General features: G+C 69.3%; 22 protein-coding genes. 13 read left to right on the top strand and 9 right to left on the bottom strand.

All coding sequences use genetic code 11. The annotated features are described in order from the left end of the window. The first annotated feature begins 14 nt into the window (after nucleotides 1–14). The 3 genes from AB0I10_RS03775 (at nucleotide 15) to AB0I10_RS03765 (ending at nucleotide 2955) form a co-directional block, all read left to right on the top strand. Nucleotides 15–1718, top strand: a complete 1704-nt coding sequence (locus AB0I10_RS03775) for an ATP-binding protein (RefSeq protein WP_363150835.1) — start codon at nucleotides 15–17, stop codon at nucleotides 1716–1718. Next, on the top strand, nucleotides 1715–2431 hold the full coding sequence (locus AB0I10_RS03770) for a hypothetical protein (RefSeq protein WP_363150641.1): 717 nt from the start codon (nucleotides 1715–1717) through the stop codon (nucleotides 2429–2431). The genes AB0I10_RS03775 and AB0I10_RS03770 overlap by 4 nt, the downstream gene beginning before the upstream one ends. Nucleotides 2432–2553: 122 nt before the next feature. Next, entirely contained in the window at nucleotides 2554–2955 is a 402-nt protein-coding gene (locus AB0I10_RS03765; protein WP_363150640.1) for a DUF1992 domain-containing protein, read from the top strand. A gap of 360 nt (nucleotides 2956–3315) precedes the next feature. On the opposite strand, the gene AB0I10_RS03760 is transcribed toward AB0I10_RS03765, so the two are convergent. Next, on the bottom strand, nucleotides 3316–4596 hold the full coding sequence (locus tag AB0I10_RS03760; RefSeq protein WP_363150639.1) for a DUF4185 domain-containing protein: 1281 nt from the start codon (nucleotides 4594–4596) through the stop codon (nucleotides 3316–3318). 386 nt (nucleotides 4597–4982) lie between these two features. Between AB0I10_RS03760 and AB0I10_RS03755 the strand changes: the two genes are divergently transcribed. From AB0I10_RS03755 to meaB, 3 genes are read left to right on the top strand one after another with little or no spacing between them, the layout of a single operon-like run. Next, nucleotides 4983–6875, top strand: a complete 1893-nt coding sequence (locus AB0I10_RS03755) for a methylmalonyl-CoA mutase family protein (protein ID WP_363150638.1) — start codon at nucleotides 4983–4985, stop codon at nucleotides 6873–6875. Then, entirely contained in the window at nucleotides 6875–9202 is a 2328-nt protein-coding gene (gene scpA / locus AB0I10_RS03750; protein ID WP_363150637.1) for a methylmalonyl-CoA mutase, read from the top strand. The genes AB0I10_RS03755 and scpA overlap by 1 nt, the downstream gene beginning before the upstream one ends. Before the next feature lie 13 nt (nucleotides 9203–9215). Next, nucleotides 9216–10223 carry a methylmalonyl Co-A mutase-associated GTPase MeaB gene (gene meaB / locus AB0I10_RS03745; RefSeq protein WP_363150636.1) on the top strand — a complete coding sequence of 336 codons (1008 nt, stop codon included), beginning with the start codon at nucleotides 9216–9218 and terminating at the stop codon, nucleotides 10221–10223. 485 nt (nucleotides 10224–10708) lie between these two features. Here meaB and AB0I10_RS03740 read toward each other — a convergent pair whose 3' ends face one another. Further along, a complete protein-coding gene (locus AB0I10_RS03740) occupies nucleotides 10709–11608 on the bottom strand; it encodes a LysR family transcriptional regulator (RefSeq protein ID WP_363150635.1) in 900 nt (299 codons plus the stop codon). A 105-nt stretch (nucleotides 11609–11713) separates the two neighbouring features. Further along, on the bottom strand, nucleotides 11714–12226 hold the full coding sequence (locus AB0I10_RS03735; protein ID WP_363150634.1) for an ATP-binding protein: 513 nt from the start codon (nucleotides 12224–12226) through the stop codon (nucleotides 11714–11716). A gap of 192 nt (nucleotides 12227–12418) precedes the next feature. On the opposite strand from AB0I10_RS03735, the gene AB0I10_RS03730 reads away from it, so the two are divergent. Next, complete coding sequence (locus AB0I10_RS03730; protein ID WP_363150834.1) at nucleotides 12419–12661, top strand: DUF397 domain-containing protein; 243 nt, start codon at nucleotides 12419–12421, stop codon at nucleotides 12659–12661. Nucleotides 12662–12750: 89 nt separating this feature from the next. Continuing rightward, complete coding sequence (locus tag AB0I10_RS03725) at nucleotides 12751–13659, top strand: helix-turn-helix transcriptional regulator (RefSeq protein WP_363150633.1); 909 nt, start codon at nucleotides 12751–12753, stop codon at nucleotides 13657–13659. Between the two features lie 53 nt (nucleotides 13660–13712). Here AB0I10_RS03725 and AB0I10_RS03720 read toward each other — a convergent pair whose 3' ends face one another. From AB0I10_RS03720 to AB0I10_RS03705, 4 genes are all read right to left on the bottom strand, one after another. Next, the gene (locus AB0I10_RS03720; protein WP_363150632.1) at nucleotides 13713–14528 is read right to left on the bottom strand and encodes an SAM-dependent methyltransferase; all 816 of its coding nucleotides are present in this window, start codon (nucleotides 14526–14528) and stop codon (nucleotides 13713–13715) included. Nucleotides 14529–14904: 376 nt separating this feature from the next. Next, the gene (locus AB0I10_RS03715) at nucleotides 14905–15138 is read right to left on the bottom strand and encodes a hypothetical protein (protein WP_363150631.1); all 234 of its coding nucleotides are present in this window, start codon (nucleotides 15136–15138) and stop codon (nucleotides 14905–14907) included. 307 nt (nucleotides 15139–15445) lie between these two features. Continuing rightward, complete coding sequence (locus AB0I10_RS03710; protein WP_363150630.1) at nucleotides 15446–16087, bottom strand: DUF6461 domain-containing protein; 642 nt, start codon at nucleotides 16085–16087, stop codon at nucleotides 15446–15448. Nucleotides 16088–16177: 90 nt separating this feature from the next. Further along, nucleotides 16178–16657: an SCP2 sterol-binding domain-containing protein gene (locus AB0I10_RS03705; RefSeq protein ID WP_363150629.1), complete on the bottom strand. Its 480-nt coding sequence runs from the start codon at nucleotides 16655–16657 to the stop codon at nucleotides 16178–16180. Between the two features lie 73 nt (nucleotides 16658–16730). On the opposite strand from AB0I10_RS03705, the gene AB0I10_RS03700 reads away from it, so the two are divergent. Both AB0I10_RS03700 and AB0I10_RS03695 read left to right on the top strand, forming a co-directional pair. Continuing rightward, the gene (locus AB0I10_RS03700; RefSeq protein ID WP_363150628.1) at nucleotides 16731–17390 is read left to right on the top strand and encodes a TetR/AcrR family transcriptional regulator; all 660 of its coding nucleotides are present in this window, start codon (nucleotides 16731–16733) and stop codon (nucleotides 17388–17390) included. A gap of 125 nt (nucleotides 17391–17515) precedes the next feature. After that, nucleotides 17516–18328 (top strand): class I SAM-dependent methyltransferase, encoded by an 813-nt coding sequence (locus AB0I10_RS03695; protein WP_363150833.1) that lies wholly within the window; start codon nucleotides 17516–17518, stop codon nucleotides 18326–18328. Between the two features lie 62 nt (nucleotides 18329–18390). Here the strand turns inward: AB0I10_RS03695 and ggt are convergent, their stop codons facing one another. Both ggt and AB0I10_RS03685 read right to left on the bottom strand, forming a co-directional pair. Further along, on the bottom strand, nucleotides 18391–20271 hold the full coding sequence (ggt, locus tag AB0I10_RS03690) for a gamma-glutamyltransferase (protein ID WP_363150627.1): 1881 nt from the start codon (nucleotides 20269–20271) through the stop codon (nucleotides 18391–18393). Nucleotides 20272–20573: 302 nt separating this feature from the next. Beyond that, entirely contained in the window at nucleotides 20574–21050 is a 477-nt protein-coding gene (locus AB0I10_RS03685) for a DUF6314 family protein (RefSeq protein WP_363150626.1), read from the bottom strand. A gap of 215 nt (nucleotides 21051–21265) precedes the next feature. On the opposite strand from AB0I10_RS03685, the gene AB0I10_RS03680 reads away from it, so the two are divergent. Genes AB0I10_RS03680 through AB0I10_RS03670 form a run of 3 tightly spaced genes read left to right on the top strand, consistent with a single transcriptional unit; the run spans nucleotide 21266 to nucleotide 25923 of the window. After that, nucleotides 21266–22735 (top strand): aldehyde dehydrogenase family protein, encoded by a 1470-nt coding sequence (locus AB0I10_RS03680; RefSeq protein WP_363150831.1) that lies wholly within the window; start codon nucleotides 21266–21268, stop codon nucleotides 22733–22735. After that, a complete protein-coding gene (locus AB0I10_RS03675) occupies nucleotides 22732–24270 on the top strand; it encodes an amino acid permease (RefSeq protein WP_363150625.1) in 1539 nt (512 codons plus the stop codon). Before AB0I10_RS03680 ends, AB0I10_RS03675 begins: the two co-directional genes overlap by 4 nt. Before the next feature lie 15 nt (nucleotides 24271–24285). Continuing rightward, complete coding sequence (locus tag AB0I10_RS03670) at nucleotides 24286–25923, top strand: GMC family oxidoreductase N-terminal domain-containing protein (protein WP_363150624.1); 1638 nt, start codon at nucleotides 24286–24288, stop codon at nucleotides 25921–25923. Nucleotides 25924–25943: the final 20 nt, after the last annotated feature.

Genomic DNA, 25943 nt, shown 5'->3' with positions numbered 1-25943 from the left:
GCCTCGGCAGCCTGGTGCCGACCCTCCCCCACCTACGACGCGGGACCCCCCAGCTGGTCCGGGGTCTGCGGGCCCGGCTCGTCGTCGTGTTTCTGCTGGTGGCCGCCGTCAGCGCGCTGACCACCGCGGGGCTGACCTACCGCGAGGCCCGTAACGCCATCCTCCAGCGCTCCCAGGACATCGCCGTCAACGACCTGCGGGGGCAGATCAATTCCCTGGCGCCGGAGCTCCCCGTGCCGCCGGCCCAAGCGGATCTGGACTCCTTCCGGATCCAGCTGGAGCGCTCGGGCAAGTCCCGGGAGTGGGACATCTCGGTCCACTACCAGGGCGTCCCGGAAAGCGCAGAGGGCGGCCTGCATCGCAGTGTGGTGGTGCCGGCCGAGCTCAAGGAGTCCGTCGAGAAGCGCCATGTGCCGGCCTTCCAGCGGGTCGACCGCGCCGGCGATCCGTGGTTGCTGATCGGGATGCCGGTACGGCAGTCCGACGGTGACGCCTCCGCCCTGTCCGTCTACGCGCAGCTGCCGCTCAACGCCGAGGAGTCCAACGTCGAGGCGCTGGTGAGCGCCGCGCAGCGGGGTGCGCTGCCGGTGCTCGTACTGGCGGTGATCCCGGCACTGTTCGCCGCGCGCGGTGTGCTGCGGCCCGTACGGGGTCTGCGGCAGGCCGCCGGACGGCTCGCCGAGGGCAAGCTGGACACCCGGCTGGAGGTGAAGGGCACCGACGAACTCGCCGACCTGTCACGGACGTTCAACGACATGGCCGCGAAGCTGGAGGAGAGCGTGGCGGATCTGCGTCGGCTGGAGGCCAACTCCCGGCGGTTCGCGGCAGATGTCTCGCACGAGCTGCGGACACCGCTGGCAGCGATGTCCGCGGTCACCGACGTCCTCGACGAGGACGCCGACTCCCTCGACCCCGACACCGCCTCCGCGGTCCGGCTGATCAGCCAGGAGACCGGCAAGCTGGCCCGGATGGTCGAGGACCTGATGGAGGTCTCGCGGTTCGACGCCGGTGCCGCCGCCCTGCACCTGGACGAGGTGGACGTCGCGGAGACCATCCGTAAGACGCTGCAGGCCAGGGCGTGGCAGAAGCGGGTGGCGACGGACCTGCCGGCGAACGTACGGGCGCGGCTGGACCCGCGGCGGCTGGATGTGGTGGTCGCCAACCTGGTGGGCAATGCCCTGCACCACGGCGGCGAGCCGGTGCGGGTGCTGCTGCACGCGCCGGCGCCGGGCGCGGACCGGCTGCTGATCGAGATCTCCGACAGCGGCCCCGGTATCGACCCCGAGGTCCTGCCGCATGTCTTCGACCGCTTCTACAAGGCGGACTCGGCCCGCGCCCGGTCGGAGGGCAGCGGTCTGGGCCTGGCCATCGCGCTGGAGAACGTCCGGCTGCACGGCGGCTCCGTACGAGCCGCCAACTCCCCTGAGGGTGGTGCGGTGTTCACGGTGGATCTACCGCTGCACCGCTCGGGGACGGCGGACGGGGAGCGGGGCTCGGCCGGCGACGAGCCGACAGCCGAGCCGAACGCCGATAGTGCTACGGGCCCGGCCGAGCACCCGGCGGCGGACACCACCGAGCACGCGGCCGCGAACACCACCGAGCACACCACCCCGGACGACGCCGAGCGCCCGACCGGGAACCCGGCCTCGGCGCACACCGCCGCGAACGACGGCCGGGACTCCCAGCGTCCCGGGCCCGGGAAAGAACACGACGCATGAGCTCCGCAAACACCCCCGATTCCCGCGACGCCCGCGACACCCTCAACGCCCGCCGTGCCCCGGCCTCCCGTCGGGCTCGGCGGGCCCGGCTGGCCCGACGGATCGTGCTGGGCGGCCTGCTGACCGGCGCGCTGGGCGGCGTCCTGACGGCCGTGCTGACCGGCTGCGGTATCGCCCCCACCGATGTCATCGACGCCGGTGAGCCCGCCGCCGGTGTGAAGGCGCCGGGCCAGTCCCCGGCCGATGTCCAGCTGTTCTTCTACGGGCCCTCCGGGCTGCGCTCCGCGACCCGCCCGGCGAAGGCACCGGTCGACCCGGAGGACGCGATCCAACTGCTGATGGAGGGGCCGAACCACGCCGAGCGGATGCGCGGGCTCTCCAGCGTCCTGCCGAAGTTCCCCGGCCGGCTGACCACGGCGACGGGCCAGGGCACGGTCGTGATCACACTGCCGATGAACGCGAAACTCGTGGACTCCGCCTCGCTGAACCAGCTGGTGTGCACCGCCGCCAACGCCAAGGTCCCCGGGGACAAGCCGCCGGGTGAGGTCACCGTGACCCTGATCGGCGCGGATGTCCGCATCGGCCCCCTGGTCTGCGGCGGCAACAACGCCTTCCCGGTGGTCGAGCCGAGCCCGACCGGGACGGAGAACGGCACGGCCGGCGGCACGACGGCCGGGACGCCCGGCCCGACGGACGGCGGCTCTTCCGACTGAGCCACGGCTGCGCGTTAGGGTGAAGGAAAGTAGGCAACGCGCATGCCCACCAAGAGGATCGGCCGACCACTGAGCCCTCGTGAACCGTCGCCCCCCTCGTGAGCCGTCGGGAGATTCACGCGATGACCGAGCGCAAACCACCTGGTGTCACCTTCGAGAGCTGGATCGACAAGCAGATCCGCGAGGCCACGGAGCGCGGCGACTTCGCCGATCTGCCCGGCGCCGGAAAGCCCCTCCCCCACCTCGACCAGCCGTATGACGAACTGTGGTGGATCAAGGACAAGATGAGCCGCGAGAACCTCTCGTATCTGCCGCCGACGCTCGTCCTGCGCAAGGAGGCCGAGGACGCGCTGGAGGCCGCGTCCAATGCCCCCACCGAGGCCTCGCTGCGCCGCATCCTGACCGCCGTCAACGAGCGGATCCGCGCAGCGTTGCACACACCGCTCGAAGGCCCGCCGCTGAACCTCACTCCGTTCGACATCGACGAGGTGGCCCGGGAATGGCGGACGCGGCACGGGAGTTGAACCCAGAGCGGCACGGCAGTCGAGCCCTGAGCGGCACGGGAGCCGATCCCTGATGGCGTCAGCCTGACCTGACGGGCCGCTTGAGTCCCGACATGTCATCCCGGTTGCCCCCCAGCCACGAACCACTCACCCCACGCAGGGAACCAGTAACTCTCCGTAATCGTTGCCGGAATAAAAGGAACCATCGCGAGGCAGGCGAGGCAGGCGAGGCACACGTACGAGGGGACGGCGGAGTGAACTACGAAGGAACACGAAGGAACACGAAGGGATGAGAAGGGAGGGGATTGAGCGGAGACTCCAAGCACCCGTCGCCCCCACCCCCACCCCCGACCATCACCCCTCACCTTCGCCCCCTCGCCATCACCCCGCGAGCCCCAGCCGCACCCGCAGGAAGCGCGGCCGGTAGAGGTCCACATTTCCATTGAGCCGTGGATCGGCCGGGACACCGGGCGGGCCCAGCCAGTTGACGTCGTAGCTGAGCAGGAGCTCGCCGGAAGCGGTGAACTCGGGGTGCGCCTGCGGGTTGTAGGCGGCGACGTACTGCGGTTCGGCGTCGGACGGCCGGGGCGGCGTGATGCGACCGTTCGGACCGTGCCAGGGGCCTTGAGGCGAGCAGGACCAGTAGCTGGTGACCGCGGTCATCCCTTCGGTGCCCGCTCCCCCGGTGTCCATGGTGATCAGCACCCAGGTCGGGCCGTCGCGTACGACGGTGAAGGCGCTGCCGACGCCGCGCCGGCCCCCGTCCGACAGCACCGGCCGGGCACGGTCGGCGCGCCGCTGCCAGTGTGCGCCGTCCCAGAACCGCCAGTCGCCGCGGTTCGCCAGGCGCCCGGACGGGACCCGTGCGAGGTAGGCGCTGGAGGCCGGTGACTCGGGCGGGTCGTCGCCGCCGAAGACATATGTCCAGGCGCCGTCGCGGGCCATCGCGGCACCGTAGAGAACGCGCCTGGCCGGGTCCGTAACGGTCGTCTGGTCCACGGTCTCGGTGATGTTCTCCAGGCGGAGATCGGGGAGAGAAAGGGTGGCGACCTCCGTGCTGCGCGGGATGCCGAAGACCCAGGGGCCGGTTCCCGGAGCGCGGTTCCACAGCAGGACGCGGACGACCTTCTCGCGCGCGCCGGGCGTACGGGGCTCCACGTCGGCGCGGACGGGCCAGCGCCAGCCGCCCTCCGCGTCGGGAAAGAGCGGCCCGGGGGCGCCCGGGGTGCCGCCGGTCAGCGTGCTTTCCAGTCGTCCCGAACGGGACATCACCACGGCGGTGTTGTGCCGCAGGAGGGGCGCGCCGCCGTTGTCGGCGGTGCGCCAGCGGTAGGGCTGGCCCTGCGGGTTGGGCGGTGGCTGCACCCTGTCGAGGAAGGTGTCGGAGAAGAGCCAGAGCGTACGGCCGTCGGGGAGGCGCACCGAGTGGGTCCCGTCGCCGCCGGTCCAGTCATCCACCCGGGTGTTGTCGTCCCCGTAGCGGGTGAACTCTCCGGTGAGCGGCGAATCGGCCGACCAGGCGGCGATCTTGCGTCCCGGGCAGGCCGCGGCACCGTCCGGGTCGGTGCGCGGCAGCGCCCATGACACCAGGGCGGCGGCCGCGAGCAGGGCCAGGAGCAGGGCGGCGATGGTCGTGGTGCGCGGGATTCGTCGCCTGGACATTCCGCTCCTCCCGCTCCTCGGTCAGGTGCCGCGCCCACGGTAGCGAGAACGGGGCGGACGGGATAACGGGCCGGACGGGATTTCGCATACGGGTACAAACCGACGCGCGACACCCCTGCGCAACGGCGCGGGCCTCCCAGAAAGCAACGCGCACCAGAGCAACGCGTACGCACCAGAGCAACGCGTACGCAGCAGAGCAACGCCTACAGAATCAGAGCAACGCGTACGGATCGCGGCCGCTTCCTGCTACTTACTGGTGGGTAGCAAGGTGCCGTCGCGGCCCGCCCCCTACCAGCCCCAATACGGACAAACGCAAGGTCAACGAGTGCAAGGTCACAGCCGGAGCCTCTGCTCCGGCTAACGGTCGTTCGCTTAGCCTGCTTGCCATGACCGCCGAGTCCCCCGAACTCCCCCTGGCCGCCGCATTCCCGGACGCGGACCGCGAACAGTGGCAGCGCCTCGTCGAAGGCGTGCTGCGCAAATCGGGCGTCACAGAAGCGGCGGGCGCCGCCGCCGAGGACGCGCTCGCGACCGAGCTCCAGGACGGGATCCGCATCCGCCCGCTCTACACCGCCGAGACCGCCGGGACGGACACCGCCGCGGTGGGCCATCCCGGCTTCCCGCCGTTCGTACGCGCCGGCCGCCCCGAGGGCACCGCCGTCTCCGGGTGGGACGTACGCCAGCGCCATGTGCACTCCGACCCACGGCGCGCCAACGAGTCGGTCCTCGCCGACCTGGAGAACGGCGTCACCTCGCTCTGGTTGACCGTCGGGGACGGCGGCCTGCCGGTGGCGGAGCTGCCGCAGGCGCTTCAGGGCGTCTATCTGGACCTGGCCGCCGTGGCTCTGGACGCGGGCGCCGATTTCACCGCGGCAGCCGAGGAGTTGCTGCGGCTGTACGCCGCGTCCGGTGTGCCGCTGAGCGAGGCGACCGGCACCTTGGGCGCCGATCCGCTCGGGTTGCTGGCCCGTACGGGCGACGACAGCAAGCTGCGCGTCCAGTTGGAGGCGGCGGCCCGGCTGGCCGTGCGCGCGGCGGGTGACTCGCCCAAGTTGCGGGCGCTGGCCGTGGACGCGTTGCCGTATCACGAGGCGGGTGGTTCGACCGCTGAGGAGCTGGGTGCTTCGCTGGCCACCGGTGTCGCGTATCTGCGGGAGCTGACCGCGGCCGGGCTGGATGTCGATACGGCCTGCCGGCAGTTGGAGTTCCGCTACGCCGCCACCGCCGACCAGTTCCTGACGATCGCGAAGCTGCGCGCGGCCCGCCGGCTGTGGGCGCGGGTCGCCGAGGTGTGCGGGGCTTCGTCTGCCGGGGCCGCGCAGCGCCAGCATGCGGTCACGTCCACGGTGATGATGACCCGTCGGGATCCGTGGGTGAACATGCTGCGTACCACGGTGGCCGGGTTGTCCGCGGGTGTGGGCGGTGCGGACGCGGTGACGGTGCTGCCGTTCGATGCCGCGCTGGGTCTGCCGGACGCGTTCGCCCGTCGGATCGCCCGTAACACCCAGTCCGTGCTGTTGGAGGAGTCGCATCTGTCGAAGGTGATCGACCCTGCGGGCGGTTCCTGGTACGTGGAGAGTCTCACCGATGAGCTGGCCCGTGTGGCGTGGGCGTTCTTCCAGGAGATCGAGGGTGGGGGCGGCCAGGCCGCGGCGTTGCGTTCCGGGTTGATCCGCGAGCGGTTGGCGGGTACCTGGCGGCGGCGGTCCGAGGACCTGGCCCGGCGCCGTGAACCGATCACCGGTGTCAGTGAGTTCCCGCATCTCGCGGAGCCGCCGGTGCACCGCGAGCCGGCGCCGGTTCCGGTGGGTGGTGGGCTGCCGCGGGTGCGGCGGGACGATGCGTATGAGCGGTTGCGGTCTCGGTCCGATGCGCATCTTGCGGCGGGTGGGGAGCGTCCGAAGGTGTTTCTTGCGGCGTTGGGTCCGGCAGTGGTGCACACGGCGCGGGTGGCGTTCGCGGCCAATCTGTTCCAGGCGGGCGGCATCGAGACGGTTCAGGAGTCCGCGTCGGTGGACGTGGAGTCGGTGGGCGAGGCGTTCGTGCGCAGTGGCGCGGGCATTGTCTGTGTGTGTTCGAGTGATGCGGTGTACGGCGAGCAGGCGGCGGCTGTGGCGGCCGCATTGAAGTCGGCGGGTGCGCTGCGGGTGTATCTGGCGGGCAAGCCGGGTGAGCGCCGGGAGGAATTCGTGGCGGCCGGTGTGGATGCGTTTGTCTTCGCGGGCTGCGACGTGGTCGAGGTGCTGTCCTCGGCTCTGGATGTCATGGAGGTGGCGTGATGGATGAGACGACGCGACAGGCGGGCGCCCTCGGCAGTACGCCGTCGGACATCCCGGCGCCGTCAGGCGCCCTCGGCAGTACGCCGACGGACATCCCGGCGCGATCGGGCGCCATTCCGGACTTCAGCACGATCGAGCTGGACGGTGCGGGAGAGGGCGCGGTCACGGCGGATGGTGCGGGTGGCGCCGGGCAGTGGGCGGAAGCGGTGCAGCAGGCCACCGGCAAGGGTGTCGAGAATCTGATCTGGGAGACCCCGGAGGGCATCGACGTCAAGCCGCTCTATACCGAGGCCGATCTTGCAGGCGTGGATTTCCTGGGTACTTATCCGGGGATCACGCCGTATCTGCGTGGCCCGTACCCGACGATGTATGTCAATCAGCCGTGGACGATCCGGCAGTATGCCGGATTCTCCACCGCCGAGGAGTCGAACGCCTTTTACCGGCGCAATCTCGCTGCCGGGCAGAAGGGCTTGTCGGTCGCTTTCGATCTGCCTACGCACCGTGGCTACGACAGTGATCATCCGCGGGTTACCGGCGATGTCGGGATGGCGGGTGTCGCCATCGACTCGATCTATGACATGCGGCAGCTGTTCGAGGGCATTCCGCTGGACAAGATGACCGTGTCGATGACGATGAACGGTGCGGTGCTGCCCGTTCTCGCTCTGTATATCGTGGCGGCCGAGGAGCAGGGTGTTCCGCCCGAGAAGTTGGCCGGGACCATCCAGAACGACATCCTCAAGGAGTTCATGGTCCGCAACACGTACATCTATCCGCCGCAGCCCTCGATGCGGATCATCTCCGATATCTTCGCGTACACGTCGCAGAAGATGCCGCGCTACAACTCCATTTCGATCTCCGGCTATCACATCCAAGAGGCGGGCGCGACGGCCGACTTGGAGCTGGCGTACACGCTGGCCGATGGGGTGGAGTATCTGCGTGCGGGTATGGCGGCCGGCATGGACGTGGACTCGTTCGCCCCGCGGTTGTCGTTCTTCTGGGCGATCGGCATGAACTTCTTCATGGAGATCGCCAAGCTGCGGGCGGCTCGGCTGCTGTGGGCGCGTCTCGTGCAGCGCTTTGAGCCGAAGAATCCCAAGTCCCTTTCTCTGCGTACCCATTCGCAGACTTCGGGCTGGTCGCTCACCGCGCAGGATGTGTTCAACAATGTCACGCGTACGTGTGTGGAGGCGATGGCCGCCACGCAGGGGCACACCCAGTCGCTGCACACGAATGCGCTGGACGAGGCCCTGGCCCTGCCCACCGACTTCTCCGCTCGGATTGCCCGTAACACGCAGTTGTTCCTGCAGCAGGAGTCGGGCACGTGCCGGGTCATCGACCCGTGGGGTGGCAGCGCGTACGTCGAGAAGCTGACCCACGATCTGGCGCAGCGGGCCTGGCAGCACATCGAGGAGGTCGAGGCGGCCGGTGGTATGGCCAAGGCCATCGATGCGGGCATCCCGAAGCTGCGTGTCGAGGAGGCCGCGGCTCGTACGCAGGCGCGGATCGATTCGGGGCGGCAGGCGCTGATCGGTGTCAACAAGTACCGGGTGGAGACCGATGAGGAGATCGAGGTCCTCAAGGTCGACAACTCTGCGGTGCGCGCGCAGCAGATCGAGAAGTTGAAGCGGTTGCGTGCGGAGCGTGACGAGGGTGCCTGTCAGGATGCGTTGCGGGCGTTGACTGTGGCGGCGAAGTCCGGTCCTGGTGAGGGGCTTGAGGGGAATCTGCTGGCGTTGGCCGTGGATGCGGCTCGTGCGATGGCGACGGTCGGTGAGATTTCGGATGCTCTGGAGTCGGTGTACGGGCGGCACTCGGGTCAGATCCGTACGATCTCCGGTGTGTATCGAGATGAGGCGGGCCCTTCTTCGGGGGTCGAGCGCACCCGTGATCTGGTGGCCGAGTTCGAGCGTGCCGAGGGGCGCCGGCCGCGCATCCTGGTGGCCAAGATGGGCCAGGACGGTCATGACCGTGGCCAGAAGGTGATCGCTACGGCCTTTGCCGACCTGGGTTTCGATGTGGATGTCGGCCCGTTGTTCCAGACGCCGGCCGAGGTGGCCAGGCAGGCGGTGGAGGCGGATGTCCATATCGTCGGGGTGTCGTCGTTGGCGGCTGGTCATCTGACGCTGGTGCCGGCGCTGCGGGAGGCGTTGGCCGCGGAGGATCGTGAGGACATCACGGTCGTGGTGGGCGGGGTGATTCCGCCGCAGGATGTGCAGCCGTTGCGCGACATGGGTGCGGCCGCGGTGTTCCTGCCGGGCACGGTCATTCCCGATGCCGCTCATGATTTGGTGCGGGATTTGGCGTCGGTCCTCGGTCACGAGCTGTGAGCCGGTGCCGTTGATGCCGCCGAGGATCGATGTCGAACGGTATGCGGAGGGTGTCCGGGCGGGGTCCAGGGCGTGGATCGCCCGTGCCGTCACCCTCGTCGAGTCCACCCGTGCCGATCACCGGGCGGCCGCTCAGCGGCTGCTGATCGAGCTGTTGCCGTTTTCGGGTGCGGCTCGCCGGGTGGGCATCAGCGGGGTGCCGGGTGTCGGTAAGTCGACGTTCATCGATGCGCTGGGCACGCTGTTGACGGGTATGGGGCACCGGGTGGCGGTGCTGGCCGTCGACCCGTCCTCCAGCCGTACGGGCGGCTCCATTCTGGGTGACAAGACCAGGATGGAGCGGCTGGCGACGGATCCTGCGGCGTTTGTCCGGCCCTCGCCCACGTCTGGGACGCTGGGTGGGGTGGCGCGGGCGACGCGTGAGTCGATTGTGGTGATGGAGGCCGCCGGGTATGACGTGATCCTGGTGGAGACGGTCGGTGTCGGCCAGTCGGAGACGACTGTGGCGAATATGGTCGACACCTTCCTGTTGCTGACGCTGGCTCGCACCGGTGACCAGCTGCAGGGCATCAAGAAGGGTGTGTTGGAGCTGGCGGATCTGGTGTCCGTCAACAAGGCGGACGGTCCGCATGAGCGGGACGCCCGCTCGGCGGCGCGTGAACTGGCCGGTGCGCTGCGGCTGTTGCAGCCGGCGGATGCGGTGTGGACGCCGCCGGTGCTGACGTGCAGTGCCCGCGAGGGCACGGGGCTGAAGACGGTGTGGGAGCGGATCGAGCAGCATCGCACTCTGCTGGAGTCCAGTGGTGCGCTGGCCGAGCGGCGTCGTGCGCAGCAGGTCGACTGGACCTGGGCGATGGTGCGGGAGCGGTTGATCGACCGTCTTCAGGAGCATCCTGAGGTGCGTCGGTTGGGGCCCGGGATCGAGCGTGCGGTGCGTGAGGGGGAGATCACGGCGACGCTGGCCGCCGAGCGGCTGTTGGCGGCGTTCGGTCTGTCGGACGGGGCGCGCGACGGGGGTTGAGGGGCGGGTGGTGTACTCATCCGCGTTTCTGAGTAGCCGCGCTCATGACTCCGCCGGGCCCGGCGTGGAGGATTCCGGTGACAGGCACCATCTCGTCCGCGGCCGGCCCGTCCGGCGCTGTGGCGGGTGGGTACCGACCGGGTCTGGGGGCCAGCATCTATCCGCAGGATGTCGAGTTCGGGCTGTACGAGGGCAATCCGCTCGCTGGGTTGATCGAGGGGTTCTGTCTCGTGCTGGACGCGGGCGGCGAGTTGGAGGCGCGGCCGGTCGTCCATGTCCAGTTGCGTCGGGGTGTGCGGCTGTCGGCGGTCGAGGCGGACCGGCTGGCCAAGGCTTGTCAGTATGGTGTGCAGCGTCATCTGGCCGCTGTCGGTGGGGATTTCGTCCAGTTGTCGGACGAGGATGCGTCGGCGAACGAGGTCGCCATCGAGTTGCATCCGTTCGGTGCGGGTCCGTTTGGCGGCGGGCCGTCGGTCGGGGACGTCTCATTCGGCTTGCTGGAAGTGCGCGATTTCTGTGAAGTGTGTGACGGCCATGTCGCGGAAGCGGGCGGCGGCGGAGGAGAGGTAGCTGTCTTCCCGCCGGACCAGGCTCAGGGTGCGGATGCAGTCGGGGGTGTCCAGCCGCAGCCAGGCCAGTGGCATCACTGAGGGGTCGGTGCGGGCGATGGTCGGCAGGAGTCCGATGCCGAGGCCGGCGGCGATCAGGAAGTGGGTGGCGCCCGGTTCGTCGCCTTCGCAGGAGATGACGGGGCGGCGTCCGGTTGTCGCGAACAGCTGGTCGAGGAGGGCGCGTTGCCAGTGTCCGGGCCGGGTGGAGATGAAGGGTTCGTCGGCGATGTCGGCCAGCGTGACCTGGGTCCGGCCTGCCAGCGCGTGTCCGGCCGGGACGGCGAGCAGTACTTCCTCACGGAGGAGTCGGACCGCGTCGAGCCCAGGCCCGTGCAGTGGTTGCGAGGAGAAGCAGAAGTCCACCTCTCGCGCGCGTAGTTGGTCGCGCATCACTTCCGGGGTGGATTGGAAGACCCGCATGGTGATGTTGGGGTGTGCGGTGCGGAATGCGCCCAGCAGTTCGGAGAGGGGCAGCAGGGTCTCCGCGGCGAGGGCGACGCTGCCGTGGTCGAGCCCGGCGGCGTCGGCGACTTCGCGGCGGGCGTCGTCCAGTTCGTCCAGCGCTCGCTCGACGCGGCGCAGGAACGCCGTTCCGTAGCGGTTGAGCCGGATGGTGCGGCCCTGCCGGTCGAAGAGCGGCACGCCCAGTTCGGCTTCCAGTCGGGCGATCGTCCGGCTCACCGATGGCTGGGCCACCCGGAGTTCCTCGGCGGCCCGGCTGATGTGCTCACGCCGGGCGACGGCCCGGAAGTAGCGCAGGGACAGCAGATCCATCGGCTTCTCGGGCCTTCCGCCGTGGTGACGTCTAACGGTTCATGGTCACATACGGCCGTCGCGGCGGTGGCGGTGCGACCCGTCCGCATGTCATCGGGCGGTCTGTCAGTCGTGCGTCGACACCGTGGCCCAGACGGTTTTGCCCGAGGGGTCCGGTGTCCAGCCCCAGGCGTCGCTGAGCTGGTCGACGATGTGCAGTCCGCGGCCGGACTCGGCGAGCGGTCGGTGCGGGGCGAGTACCGGCGTTCTGGTGCCGGGGTCGGAGACGGCGCACAGCACGGTGGCGTCCTGCCGGGTCAGTGCGAGCCAGGCGGGGCAGTAGGAGCCGGCTTCGGCGTGGCACCGGCTGCCGTCGCCTTCCTTCTCTTCGGCGCCGTATCGCAGGGCGTTGCTGACGAGTTCGGAGACGACGAGGGCGGCGTCCTCCGTGACGGTGGTGCACATCTGCCAGCCTTCGAGTGTCAGCCGGGTGAAGCGGCGGGCCTCCGCCACGGTGTGCGGGGAGCCGCCGAGGGCGCATGCGGCGAAGTCGTCGGGGCCTGGCAGCCACCAGGTGTCCTTGCGTGTTTCCTCCCGAAGGGCGTCGTGCACGGTCGTCTCTGCCGGATGCGTCGTCATCACGAACTCCGTGAGGGCTTTCGGGGCTGGGCGGAACTTCCCGGGACAGCTAATATCCTCGTCAGCCGCGCCCCGCTGCAAGTACATCTGCAATTGCATCGGTAAGGACGGTTGCACAGGGGCCCGTTCGCGCCACTCTGATCGCGGGCCCGGGATCGGCGGAGGCTCGTCCTCCAGCAAGGGAGCAGCATGATGGAGTCGGTGACCAACGGCATGCAGGCGACCAGCATCGAACGCGCCGTATGGCGCAAAAGCCGCCGCAGCAATCCCAGCGGCAACTGCGTTGAGCTGGCAGTTCTTTCCGACGGCGGGGTGGCGGTGCGCAACTCCCGGTATGTGTCGGGCCCGGCGCTGATCTACACGCGCGCCGAGATGGCGGCCTTCGTGCAGGGCGCCAAGGACGGCGACTTCGACGATCTCATCGATTGCGGCTGACATATGTCAGCTGGATAGTTGGCTCGACTGTACGAACGCTACGGGCGGTGGGACACTGAGCGTTCGCCCGACCACTCAGGGGAGTCACCATGATCGCCGCGCAGCCGAGCCGCGATACATCTCTGCGCCGCTACCTGGAGCATCCCCGGGGCGGCCCGACCGTCCTGCGCATCGTGCTGGGCACCCAGTTGAGACGGTTGCGGGAGGCGGCGGGCATCACCCGCGAGGCCGCCGGAGACGCCATCCGCGGCTCGCACGCGAAGATCAGCCGCCTGGAGCTCGGCCGGGTGGGCTGCAAAGAGCGGGACATCGCAGACTTGCTGACGCTCTATCACATCACCGAGGAGGCGGAGCGCGGCGACTTCCTCGCGCTGGCCCGCCGGACCAGCTCTCCGGGCTGGTGGCACCAGTACGGCGATGTGCTGCCCAGCTGGTTCGAGACGCTGATCGGCCTGGAAGAGGTCGCGTCCGTCATCCGCACGTATGAAGTCCAGTTCGTGCCGGGCCTGTTGCAGACACCGGAGTACGCCCGGGCGGTGACGCGGCTCGGCCACCCGCAGGCGTCCGCGGAGGAGATCGACCGCCGGGTGGCGCTGCGGATCAAGCGTCAGGATCTGCTGACCGTGGCGAACGCACCGCGGCTGTGGGCGGTGATCGACGAGGCTTCGCTGCGTCGCCCGCTCGGCGGTTCGGAGGTGATGGCGGATCAGCTGCGGCATCTGCGGTCGATGGCGGCGCTGCCGAACGTCACGCTGCAGATTGCGCCGTTCAGCCTCGGGGGTCTCGCGGCGGCCGGCGGTCCGATCACGATCCTGCGGTTCCTGGAGCCGGATCTGCCGGACATCGTCTATCTGGAGCAGCTGACCAGTTCGCTGTATCTGGACAAGCGCGATGACGTGGACCATTACCTCGCGGTGATGGACCGGCTCAGTGCGCAGTCCGAATCGCCGCGTGAGTCCCTGGCGATACTGGAGCGGCTGCTCAAGCAGGACAGCTGACCGGCGGGGCCCGTGTGGGCCCCGCCTTTCGCTGTTCGTGGCGCTACGGCCGGCTACGGCTTACGTGCGACGCCGCCGTACTCGATCCACTCCGTGGTGAGCTGCTTCGGCCCGAGGTCCGTGTCCGGTCGCCAGGTGGAGACCTCCACCAGTCCCGGCTCCAGAATCTCCAGCCCGTCCAGGAACTGCTCCAGGTCACGCGCCTGGCGCACCCGGCCCCAGTTGCCGTGGGTGGTTTTGTCCATGAAGTCGGAGACGAAGTCGCGGGTCGCCTTGTCCTCGCTGACCAGCTGACAGACCACCAGGAAGCTGCCGGGAACCAGCCGTTCGGCGACCCGCCTGACCAGTGCCGCGGGATCGTCCTTGTCCGGGATGCAGTGCAGTACGGAGACGAACAGGGCGGCAACCGGCTCATTGAAGTCGATCAGCCGCTCGACCTCGGGGCTGCCGAAGATGCCGTCCGTGTCGCGCATATCGGCCTGGATGACCGCGGTGTTGTCGTTCTCCTCCAGCAGGGCGCGGCCGTGCGCCAGCACGATGGGGTCGTTGTCGACGTACACCACGCGGGACTCCGGATCGACCCGCTGCGCCACCTGGTGGACGTTGTCCTGGGTCGGCAGGCCTGATCCGTGGTCGATGAACTGCCGGATGCCCTGTTCGACGGCCAGCCATCGGACCACCCGCTGCAGGAAACGCCGGTTGTTGATGGCCAGCACCTGGGTGCTCGGTACGACCTTGTTCAGCTCTTCGCAGGCCTCGCGGTCCACGGAGTAGTTGTCCTTGCCGCCGAGGTAGTAGTCGTACATCCGCGCCACGCTCGGGATGCTGACATCGACGGTGCTGGACTGCGGTTGTGTTTCCTGGCTCATTCCACACTTTCCCGTCGTTCGGCATCCACCGCCATGAAGCCGCGGCCGACCGCGCCATGACGGGCGACCGGGCCGGTGCGGTCTCCAACATACCCACGAATCGCCGGGCCGCAGCACCAACCGCCTTCCTACTCAAGGGTATTCATTCGCCCAGGAGATATGCGCCGTGACGGCCGGGGCGGCCTGGACCCGAAGCCCGCCCCGCCGGTTCTCATCGCGCTCTCACCCTGCGCTCAGCACCCGGTCAGGCCCCGTCCTTACGGTCACCGAACGGAGCAAGAGGTGAGTGCACGATGTACCAGTAGGACCTGTCCGGTGGATCAGGGCCGCTGCCGCGACGTAGCAGCCCCTTGGCTCATGGCCCCGACAGCCCGAATCACACGCCCATGAATCGGCTGAGCAGCCCGCCAGGGGTGAAATCCAGCTCGGACGCAACCGTGGCTCTGCGCTCCCCCTTTGATTCACCGGTCATGGGGGAAGTGGCGACGCCCGACCCGGAACCCGAAGCATGGGAGAAGAGCGGTAGGCCATCGGCGGCGGCAGCACCGGCGCCGCCGAGCAGGGCAGTGGTGGCCAGGGCGACTGCGAAGAGCGTGGTGCGGATGCGCATGAATTCTCCTGAAAGCCGAGTCGGTGATCGCCTCTGTCCTTCCCCTTACCGTCCTCTCGGCATGACGCGCACCCAAAGATCACCCCAGTGGACCCTTGCAGCCTGTTCTCTCCCCTGCTTGCCGGTCACGTATCGCGCGTGGCAACGGGAACACCATCCATCGGACAAGGCGTAGGGCGTGTCCGATGGGTCGAGTGACAAGACCCGTCGGACGCGCCCTCGCCCGGCGGGCACCCCGGCTGGCGACGATGTCCCGGGGGACGGTGACCGTGATCGTCCGCTGCGCCGATTGAGCCGGTACGGGCCCTTACCCGGGAAAGGCGCCCGAGAGCAGTGGTTGCCACACAACCTCGGCCTCCGGAATGCTTATGCCGTACTTCTGCTCCAGAAAGCGGAGAAAAGCCTCATCGTCCTTTTCTTCGTCGCCCTCCCCCGGTGCGACGAAGTCGGAAAGCTCCTCGGGCATTACCTCCGGCACATCCCACGGGGCACCTATCTCGAAGGAGCAGTGCACAACTCCGAAGGAAGCGAACGAGGCAGTGGTGAACCCCTTACCCCCGTTGTTGTGCAATGCGAAGACGCGGGTGTCTCGGGACAGGGCCGCCAGCAGTTCCTCGTCACTGGAATTCGCGAAGTGCGGCTCAATCGAATACGCCCATCCGCCGGAACCGCCCGCTCGCACGATGGACTCGGGCTGAGCGAGGAATCCGCAACGCTCCAGGCGAGCCGCGCTCTCCTCGTCCTCGGGGTCGATGAACTCCAGGTCGGCCACGGTGCCGTCGTCGCCGAGAAACATGATCTCCTCGACCTCCTCGTACGACAACGGGCAGACCCGGTCCTCGGCGAATCCCATCCGCGACAGCATCTCGGCCGGTGAGATGCCTTCGCAGAGAACGACCGTGTACCCCAAGTCATAGGCGTCGGATATCCAGCGCAGCCCGTTGTCCATGCCCAATTCCCCCTTCTGGTCGGCCGATTGCCGGCCGCGGGGGCATCATTTCACAGGCACCACAACGCCCGAACTGGGAGTCAGTCCTTGTCAGGCCTTGGGAATGTCGAAGTAGCGGTTCATGGCGGAGGCCAGGCCGAGGTCGCCGGACACCTTGAGTTTGCGGGTGAGAAACATCGTCACCGGATTTCCGTTGCCGGAGACGAGCTTGAGGAACTCGGCGTCACGCATCACCAGCGTCAGCCGCGCTTCGGCGTCCGTACGGCCCTTGCTGACGGTGCAGACGCCGTCCGCGATGGTCGTCTCGTAGACCACGGCGGACTCTCCGGTGATCTTCCAGCGGATCAGGGCGCGCAGCGTACCGGCGGCCTCCGGCCGGAACTGCCGGCCCATCCGCCCGAAGACCTCGCCGAGCACCCGCGTCCGCAGCTCACCGTGCGCGAGTTCGCCGATCTGCCTGCCGGTGAGCCCCTTCACGATCTTCGCGAACTCCTCCGGTGTGACGCTCGCGAAGTCGAGCCCGTCCAACCGGGCACGGATATCGTCGGCCACAGAACCCCTCCCTGCCATACCGTCCACTACTTACCGTGCAGTAAACTTACTGCAAAGTAAGTTTACTCGCGTAGTGGGTAGGCTGACAAGGATGAGTGACACACGCAGGCGACGCGTCCCCCGCCCGGTCCGGGAACAGCAAATCATCGACGCGGCGATCCAGGTGTTCGCCAAACGCGGCTATCACGCCGCGTCGGTCGATGAGATCGCCGAGCTCGCCGGGATCTCCAAGCCGATGGTCTATCTCTATCTCGACTCCAAGGAAGGGCTGTTCATCGCCTGCCTGCGGCGCGAGGCCGGCCGTCTGGTGGCCGCGTTCCAGGCCGCCGCCGGCGATGCGCACTCCCTCGAACTGCGGCTGCGGGCCGGCCTGGACGCGTTCTTCACCTTCGTCACCGAACACCGTGCCAGCTGGGTGGTACTGCACCGGCAGGCGTCGGAGCTGAGCCCGGCCATCGCCGCGGAGGTGACACAGGCACGGCGGGCCGTCATGGAGCAGGTCACCGACCTGGTCCGGGTCGGCATCGCGGAGAGCGCGGCGGCGACCCGGCCGCACGACGAGGACGCCGACTTCGTGGCACACGCCCTGGTCGGCGCGGCGGACACACTCACCGACTGGATGGAGCGGCACCCCGACGAGTCGCCGGAGCGGATCACCCTGCGGCTGATGAACATGGTGTGGGTCGGGATGCGCAATGTGCTTGATGGTGAGGTGTGGACGCCGGGCGAGGCCGGTAGAACAGGTGAATGACCACAGAGCAGAGTGAGCCGACGGCCGATGGGGGTCCCCCCTGCTCGAACGGAGTTGAGAGCTTGGGGGCGATCCCTGTGGCCGAGGCCGCACCGACCACCGGGCAGCCGCCGACCACCGAGGAGATGGTGCGCGCCAACGAGGCGAACTGGGATGCCCGCACCCCCGTCCATGTGGCCAGCGAGTTCTACGGCCTGGACGGTTCCCGTACCGCCGAGGACTGGTTCGCGCCCTTCGAATGGACGGATCTCGGCGATCTGGTCGGGCGGGACGTGCTGCATCTGCAGTGCCATCTGGGCACCGAGACGGCCGCGTTCGCCGAGCGGGGCGCCGCGCACACCGTAGGGCTGGACATCTCCACGGCGGCGGTCGCGGAGGCTCGGCGGCTGGCGGCCGAGGCCGGGCGGGATGTGGAGTTCGTACGGTCCGACGTCCACCGGGCCGTGGAGGCGCTCGGCGGCCGCCGGTTCGATGTGATCTACACCGGCAAGGGGGCGCTGTGCTACCTGCCGGATCTGACCGTCTGGGCGGGGATCGTCAGCGCGCTGCTGCGGCCGGGCGGGACGCTCTACCTGGTGGAGTTCCATCCGCTGCTGGACGCCCTGGGCCCGACGCCGGGCCCGGATCGGCGGCAACTCCTGCTCCGGTATGACTACTTGGCGGGCCGCGGGCCCCTCAGGAGCGATACGCCGGACACCTACACCGACGGCCCGCCGGTGCAGGGCGCGACGACCAGTTACGAGTGGCGGCACGGCATCGGCGAGGTCGTCTCGGCCATGGTCGGCGCGGGGCTGACCGTCCAACTGGTGCGGGAGACCGAGCTGTTGCCCTGGAAGCGGTTCGAGTCCATGGTGCCGTCCGACAACGGCTGGTGGCGTCTGCCACCGTCGGAGCCGATCATTCCGCTGCTGTACGCCGTGCGGGCGGTGAAGGGCTGAGGCGCGATCGCGGTGCCCGAAGGCCCGGGTGGATTGCACCCGGGCCTTCGGTCCGATCGCTACTACGAGCCCTGGCCGGCCTTGCGGACGACCATCGCGGACCCGCCGCCTCGGCGTTTCGGTTCGGCGACCGCCTGGGTGCGGCCGTCGGCGAGGAACTCCAGGGCGGCGACGGCGCCGATCTCCGGTGACGGGGTGAAGGTTTTCGGGGCCTCGACGAAGCGCTGGCCGAGCTGTTCGAGTGCGGTGCGCTCAGGGGACTTGAGGAACGCCGGTTCGGCCTCGGTGTCCGCGCGGTTGCGTTGCGAGATCCGCGGTGCGGCGACCGCTTCGGGCAACGTCATGCCCAGGTCGACACGGTTGACCAGGGTCTGCAGCACGGTCGTGATGATCGTGGCGCCGCCCGGCGTGCCGACCGCGAGCAGCGGCCGGCCGTCCTTGAGGACGATCGTCGGGGACATGCTGCTGCGCGGGCGCTTGCCGGGGCCGGGCAGGTTCGGGCCGGGCACGTCCTTGGAGAGCGGAGTGAAGTCGAAGTCGGTCAGCTCGTTGTTGAGCAGGAAGCCGCGTCCGGGCACGGTGATCGCGGAGCCGCCGGTCTGCTCGATGGTGAGGGTGTAGGACACCACGTTGCCCCAGCGGTCGGACGTCACCAGGTGAGTGGTCGAGGGGCCCTCGTACGGTTCCGGGCTGCCGGTGCGCTGTGTGCAGCCGGTGCCGGGGCGGCGCGGATCCGCGGGCGCGACCGGGCTGGTGAGGGTGGCGGTGGGGCTGATCAGGCAGGCGCGGTCCTTGGCGAACTTCTTGGACAGCAGCTGCTCGGTGGGCACGTCGGAGAAGGCCGGATCGCCCACCCACCGGTTGCGGTCGGCGAACCCGATACGGCTGGCTTCGAGGTAGTGGTGGAGCGCCTGGACCCGGTCGGCCGCGGACAGCTTGAAGTTCTCCAGGATGTTGAGGGCCTCGCCGACGGTGGTGCCGCCGGAGGAGGAGGGCGCCATGGAGTACACGTCGAGGCCGCGGTAGGTGGCGTGGGTCGGATCCTGACGCAGCGGGGTGTACTTCGCGAGGTCGCCGGCCTTCATCAGGCCGGGGCGTATCTTCGCGTCGGAGCCCGGTGCCACGGGCGGATGCTGGACGGTGCGGACGACATCGCGCCCGATCCCGCCCCGGTAGAGCGCGTCCATCCCCTCGCGGGCGAGCTGCCGGTACGTACGCGCGAGGTCGGGGTTGCGGAAGCGTGATCCCACGACCGGGAGCTCACCGTGCGGCAGGAACAGCTTCGCGGTGGAGGAGATCTTCCGGAAGCGCTCCTCGTTCATTTCGGTCTGGGCACGGAATTCCTCGTTGACGACGAAGCCGTGGTCGGCGATCCGCGTGGCCGGCCGCAGCGCCTTGGCCGGCGATATGGTCCCCCAGTCGCGCAGGGCCTTCCGCCAGGTCGCCGGGGTGCCCGGAACACCCACGGAGAGACCGGAGTTGACGGCCTCGGGGAACGGGATGGGCTTGCCCGTCGAAGGGTCGATGAAGGCGTCCGACTTCATACGGGCGGGGGCGGTCTCCCGGCCGTCGATGGTGCTGACTTTGCCGGTGCGGGCGTTGTAGTACGTGAAGTAGCCGCCGCCTCCGATGCCCGCCGAGTACGGCTCGACGACTCCCAGGGCGGCGGCGGTGGCGACCGCGGCGTCGACGGCATTGCCGCCGCGGCGCAGTACCTCGATGCCGGCCTGGGAGGCGTAGGTGTTGACGCTGGAGACCGCGCCGCCGTTACCGGTGGCGACGGATTCCTTGGTGGGGGGCTTGAGTCCGAGTTCCGACGCGGCCGATGCGGCGCCGGACGACTTGCCGACGCCCGGCTGGGCACCTGCGCTGACGGAGAAGATCAGGGGGACGGCGATCACCGCGACGGAGGCGGCGGCGACCACGGTGCGGCGGACGGGCATGAAGCCTCCGGTATCCCTAGGGGAGCTGAGATTGCTGAAACCCTGGCAGGAGGGGCTCGGCGCAGCAACTGTCGATGGCATTAATTGCGCTACTTCTGAGGTTCCCGCTCGGTAACGTCCTGGGCGGCTCTGCTCGGCGTATTTCGGCCGGGGGCGGCAATGCCTGACTGCCCGTCAGTAGTTCCGCTGGCGAAGGGAAGCGTGTGCCGGAGGAAGACGTGCACAGAGAAAGTCGTGCACAGCGAGACATGCGCGCAGAGACGTGTGTCGGAGGGAAACGCGTGTCGTCGGAGGGAGCTCACTCACCCACGGCGCCGATACACCGAACGCAGCAGCTGGTCCTTGTGCGGCCCGCCGACCCGCCACTCCAGCAGCCACTCGTCCGCGCTGACGACGGTGAAGCTCCCCTCGTACCGGTCCGCGGCGCAGGGGTGGACGGCGGTCCAGCGGCCGGTCCGCAGGTCCAGGTCGTGGAAGGGCCGGCCGTCCGCGAAGGCGACCGCGGCGGTGCCGTCCGGCCGGGGCCGCAGCCGTAGCGTCCGGCTCGCCGGATGCACCGTCCCGCCCCAGGTCAGCTCGCCCTCCTCGATGTGCAGCAGCCCCTCCCCCGCCGCATCGGGCCGGAAGTCAGCCGTGCCGTGAAAGCGGCCCTCGGTACCGTCCCGCAGGTCGCACACGACGCGGTCGACGCTCCAGCGACCGGCCAGATACGCCGCGGCGTCGGGGACCGGGTGCGCGGTGGGGCCGGGTACGGACTCTCGTGCGGACTCTGCGGGCATACCCCCATTCTCCCGTCCCGGCCGGGAGCGCCACTCGGTGCTGCCACCTGGCGGGATCCGACTCCTCCCGGCCGCTCGTATCGTGCGGACCCGCCCCGCCCGTCCTACTCTCGGTGCTGAGATCGTCACCGAGATCCGCCCGGGGTCCCGGGCCATCCGGGGCGCCGTGCCCGCCGCAACCACCACGTATGAGACCGGAGACCGGAGGCACCACCATGCCGGAGCTGTTCATCGGCGGTCAGTGGACCGCAGCGGCCGACGGGCAGGTGCGTGAGATCCGCTGTCCGGCGGACGGCAGCCTGGTCGCGACCGTCGACGAGGGCGGCCCGAAGGACGCGGCGGCGGCGATCGCGGCCGCCCGTACGGCCTTCGACGACGGGACCTGGCCCCGGACACCGGCCGCAGAGCGCGGCCGGCTGGTGCTGCGCGTCGCCGAGCTGCTGGAGCGCGACCGGGACACGCTGGCCAAGGCCGAGTCCCTGGACACCGGGAAGCGGCTGGTCGAGAGCGTGTACGACATGGACGACATCGCCAACTGCTTCCGCTACTTCGGCAACCTGGGCGCGGCCGGCGGCACCGACCGGGTGGTGGACTCCGGCAGCCCGGAGACGGACAGTACGGTGCGGCACGAGCCGGTCGGCGTCTGCGCGCTGATCACGCCGTGGAACTACCCCCTGCTGCAGACGGCCTGGAAAGTCGCCCCCGCCCTCGTCGCCGGCAACACCTTCGTCCTGAAGCCCAGCGAACTGACCCCGCACACCGCCATCCACCTCATGCGGCTGCTGGCCGAGGCCGGGCTGCCGGACGGCGTCGCCAATCTGGTGCTGGGCACCGGCCCCATCGTGGGCGCGCCGCTCACCGAGGACCCCCGGGTGGACATGGTGTCGTTCACCGGAGGGCTGGTCACCGGCCGGCACATCATGGCCGCGGCCGCGCCCACCGTGAAGAAGATCGCCCTCGAACTGGGCGGCAAGAACCCGAACATCGTTTTCGCGGACGCCGATTTCGACGCCGCTGTGGACTACGCCCTGATGGCGGTCTTTCTGCACTCCGGGCAGGTCTGCTCGGCGGGCGCCCGGCTGCTCGTCCAGGACGAGCTGCATGACACGTTCGTCGACGAGCTGGTCGGCCGCGCCCGGCGGATCCGGCTCGGCGGACCGTTCGACGAGCATGCCCGTACCGGCCCGCTGATCTCGGCCGCGCACCGCGCGAAGGTGGAGGCGTATGTGGCGGCCGGGCTGGACGAGGGTGCCGTACTGCTCTGCGGCGGCTCGGCACCCGACGACCCGGCGCTGGCGGACGGCTTCTACTACCTGCCGACGGTGCTCGACGAATGCACTCCGGACATGTCCGTCGTCCGCGATGAGTCGTTCGGCCCGGTGCTGACGGTCGAGCGGTTCCGCGACGAGAACGAGGCAGTCTCACTCGCCAACGACACCGAGTACGGCCTGGCCGGGGCGGTGTGGACGCAGGACGCCGAGCGGGCCCACCGGGTCGCCGCCCGGATGCGGGCAGGAACGGTGTGGATCAACGACTTCCACCCCTACGTACCGCAGGCCGAATGGGGCGGAATGAAGCAGTCCGGCGTCGGGCGGGAGCTGGGGCCCGCGGGACTGGCCGAGTACCAGGAGGCCAAGCACATCTGGCGCAATACGGCGCCGCGCCCGCAAAGGTGGTTCGAGTGACAAGCCCCGACGCCGACGGCTCGCACGACGACCACGCACTCGCGGAACTCGGCTACAAGCCGGAACTCAAGCGAACCCTGGGCAACTTCCACACCTTCGCCGCCGGGATCAGCTACATCTCGATCCTGACCGGCACCTTCCAGCTGTTCTACTTCGGTGTGAGCAACGGCGGCCCGGCGTACTGGTGGTCATGGCCGATGGTCTTCCTCGGCCAGCTGATGGTGGCGCTGTGCTTCTGCGAGCTGGCCGCCCGCTACCCGGTGGCCGGGTCGATCTACAACTGGGCCAAGCAACTCGGCGGCCCGCACATCGGCTGGCTCGGCGGCTGGATGATGCTGACCGCCACCATGGTCTCGCTGTCCGCGGTGGCCCTCGCCTACCAGGTGACGCTGCCGCAGATCTCGTCGTGGTTCCAGTTCATCGGCGACGGCACCGGCCGGTACGACGCGGCGGCCAACGCCGTCCTGCTCGGCACCGTCCTCGTCGCCTTCACCACCCTGATCAACGCCTTCGGCGTCAAGCTGATGGCACGTATCAACTCCGCGGGCGTGGCCATCGAGCTGATCGCGGCCATCGTCCTGATCGTTCTGCTTGCCGCGCATGTCACCCGCGGCCCCAGTGCCCTGACCGAGACCTACGGCCTGGGCAAGGGCGAGAACCTCGGTTACCTGGGCGCGTTCCTGACCGCGTCACTGGCGTCGGCGTACGTCATGTACGGCTTCGACACGGCCTCGTCGCTCGGTGAGGAATCCAAGGACCCCGGCCGTAATGCCCCCCGCGCGATCCTCCGGGCGCTGGTCGCCTCATTCTTCATCGGCGGCCTGATCCTCCTCTTCGCCCTCCTCGCGGTTCCCGACCTGCACGCCGAGGAACTGTCCGTCGACGGCCTGCAGTATGTCGTCCTGTCCACCCTCGGCTCGACCATCGGGCAGATCGTGCTCTGGTGCGTGGTCATCGCGATCACCGTGTGCGAGCTGGCGGTGCACACCGCCGGCATCCGCCTGGCGTTCGCGATGGCCCGGGACAACAACCTCCCCGCCTCCTCGCTCCTGGCCAAGGTCAGCCCGCGCTTCCAGACCCCGGTACTCCCCGCGGTCGTCATCGGCCTGGTGGCGATCGGCATTCTCCTCATCAACGTAAACCAGCCACAGATCTTCTCCGTGATCACCAGCATCGCGATCATCATGATCTACCTGGCGTATCTGCTGGTCACCCTGCCGATGCTGGTCCAGCGCCTGCGCGGCAAGTGGACCCCGGTCCAGGGACGTTTCTCCCTCGGGAAATTCGGACTCCCGGTGAACATCCTCGCCGTCCTCTGGGGCGCCGCCATGTCCCTCAATCTGGCCTGGCCGCGCGCCGCCGTCTACAACGCGACCGGCCCCCAGCACTGGTATCTGCGCTGGGGCGCCTTCCTGTTCATCGGCGTCGTGGCGATCGGCGGATTCGCCTACTACTGGTTCGTCCAGCGCAAGCGCACAGGTGTCCTGGCCGGCCACGCCGCCGTACCGGACCCCAACGCCCCCGAACAACCCTGACCTGGAGACGGCACGATGCCCGAGAAGGCCCCGGCGGACGCCCCCCATCCGAACAACCCCCCTGCCACCAACGCCACCTCTTCCGGCCCGTCCTCTCCCGCCGCTCCTGTCGACGAGTTCGATTACGTGGTGGTCGGCGGCGGTACCGCCGGAGCGGTCGTGGCCGCCCGGCTGTCCGAGGACCCGGCCGTCACCGTCTGTCTGCTGGAGGCCGGCCCCTCGGACGTCGGTGATCCCAACATCCTCCGCCTCGACCGGTGGATGGGCCTGCTCGAATCCGGCTACGACTGGGACTACCCGGTCGAACCGCAGGAGAACGGCAACAGCTTCATGCGGCACGCCCGCGCCAGGGTGCTGGGCGGCTGCTCGTCGCACAACTCCTGTATCGCCTTCTGGGCACCGGCCGAGGACCTCGACGAGTGGGCCGCGATGGGCTGTACGGGCTGGAGCGCGGCCGACTGCTTCCCGCTGTACCAGCGCCTGGAGACCAATGACGCCCCCGGCGGCCACCACGGCCGCAGCGGCCCGGTGACCCTGCGCACCGTCCCGCCCAACGACCCCTGCGGCGTGGCCCTCCTGGAGGCCTGCGCCGAGTCGGGCATCCCCACCACACCTTTCAACAGCGGCAAGACCGTCGTCCGCGGCGCGAACTGGTTCCAGATCAACTGCCGCCCGGACGGCACCCGTTCATCCGCCTCGGTCTCCTACCTCCACCCCGTCATCGACACCCGCCCGAACCTCGACATCCGCACGGGCGTCCAAGCCAAACGGCTCCGCTTCACCCCCGACCGGCACTGCACCGGCGTCGACTACCTCTCCCCCGACCTGATCCACACCCGCACGGTCGGGGCCCGCCGCGAAGTCGTCGTCTCCTGCGGCGCCATCGACTCCCCGAAGCTGCTGATGCTCTCCGGCATCGGCCCGGCCGCCCACCTGCGCACCATCGGCATCGAGACGCTGGTCGACTCCCCGGGGGTCGGCTCCAACCTCCAGGACCACCCCGAGGGCGTCATCATGTGGGACGCCAAACAGCCCATGGTCAGCACCTCGACGCAATGGTGGGAGATCGGCATCTTCGCCGACACCGAGCCCGGCATCGACCGTCCGGACCTGATGTTCCACTACGGCTCGGTGCCCTTCGACATGAACACCTACCGCCGCGGCTACCCCACCTCCGAGAACGCCTTCTGCCTCACCCCGAACGTCACCCGCGCCCGCTCCCTGGGCACCGTCCGCCTCCGCACCCGCGACTTCCGCGACAAGCCCATGGTCGACCCGCGCTACTTCACCCACGAACACGACGTACGCGTCATGACATACGGCCTCCGCCTGGCCCGCGAGATCATCTCGCAGCCCCCCATGGCGAGTTGGGCCGGCACCGAACTCGCCCCCGGCCCCGACGCCCGCTCCGACGCCGAACTCCTCGACTACATCCGCACCACCCACAACACCGTCTACCACCCCGCCTGCACCGTCCAAATGGGCGCCCCCGACGACCCGGCCACCCCGCTGGACCCCCAACTCCGCGTCAAGGGCGTCACCGGACTACGAGTGGCGGACGGCTCGGCGATGCCGTTCCTGACGGCCGTGAATCCGTGCATCACCACGATGATGATCGGGGAGAAGTGCGCGGAGATGATTCGCGGGGGGTGAGCCCGGTGGCCCCATCGGCG

This window comes from Streptomyces sp. NPDC050636 (genome assembly GCF_040654775.1).
In the GTDB taxonomy this organism is placed as follows: Bacteria; Actinomycetota; Actinomycetes; order Streptomycetales; family Streptomycetaceae; genus Streptomyces.
The sequence above is the reverse complement of the archived record's forward strand: the minus strand, read 5'-3'. Positions and strand labels throughout refer to the sequence as shown.